A 1,024-nucleotide genomic window follows, 5' to 3' on the forward strand; every position below is an offset into this window, starting at 1 on the left:
CACGGCCGCCGCGACTCCCTCGGCCACTTCGCCCTGCGCCGCGACAAGGCCGTCGTCTTCTCCCCCAGCGGCAAAGCAGCCGTCACCTACCGCGTCGTCTCCGGCGTCATGCTCGCCAGCGGCGACCCCATCGGCGACGTCGAAGCCTGGCCCGGCGCCATCGAACGCTTCATGGACGAAGCCAAAGCCCACTCCTGGACCCCCGCCGTCATGGGCTGCTCCGAGACCGGCGGCGAGGTCTGGACCCGCGAAACCGGACTCGACGCCCTCGAACTGGGCGACGAGGCGGTGGTGGACGTCGCGGATTTCTCCCTCGCCGGCCGCGCGATGCGCAACGTGCGCCAGATGGTCAAGCGCATCGAACGCGCCGGTTACGAAACCCGCGTCCGACGCGTCCGTGACCTCGGCGAAACCGAACTCGAACGCCTGCGCCAAGCCGCCGAGGACTGGCGCGGCACCGACACCGAACGCGGCTTCTCCATGGCCCTGGGCCGCATCGGCGACACCGCCGACGGCGACTGCCTCATCGCCACCGCCCACAAGACCGACGAACACCCCGGCCCCTACGGCGACCTCAAAGCGATCCTGCACTTCGTCCCCTGGGGCACCGACGGCGCCTCCCTGGACCTCATGCGCCGCGACCGCTCCGCCGACCCCGGCATGAACGAACTCCTCATCGTCGCCGCCCTCCAGGCCGCCCCCAAATTCGGCATCACCCGCGTCTCACTCAACTTCGCCATGTTCCGCTCCGCCCTGGCACGCGGCGAGAAAATCGGCGCCGGACCCGTCCTGCGCGCCTGGCGCGGACTGCTCGTCTTCCTCTCCCGCTGGTTCCAGATCGAATCGCTGTACAAGTTCAACGCCAAGTTCCAGCCCCGCTGGGAACCCCGCTTCGTCGTCTACCGCAACTCCGCCGACCTGCCCCGCATCGGCTTCGCCGCCATGCAGGCCGAAGGCTTCGTCAACCTCGCCCTCCCCATGCCCCGCTTCCTGCGCCGCCGCAAAGCCACCCCACGCGCATGCG

1 protein-coding gene is annotated in these 1,024 nt (G+C 69.9%); it reads left to right on the top strand.

Annotated features, from left to right (window positions below):
• Nucleotides 1-1,024, top strand: a 1,024-nt coding sequence (locus ACGFNV_RS46820; RefSeq protein WP_393631804.1) for a phosphatidylglycerol lysyltransferase domain-containing protein, incomplete at both ends; no start/stop codon positions are given.

Source organism: Streptomyces sp. NPDC048751, assembly GCF_043198595.1.
In the GTDB taxonomy this organism is placed as follows: Bacteria; Actinomycetota; Actinomycetes; order Streptomycetales; family Streptomycetaceae; genus Streptomyces.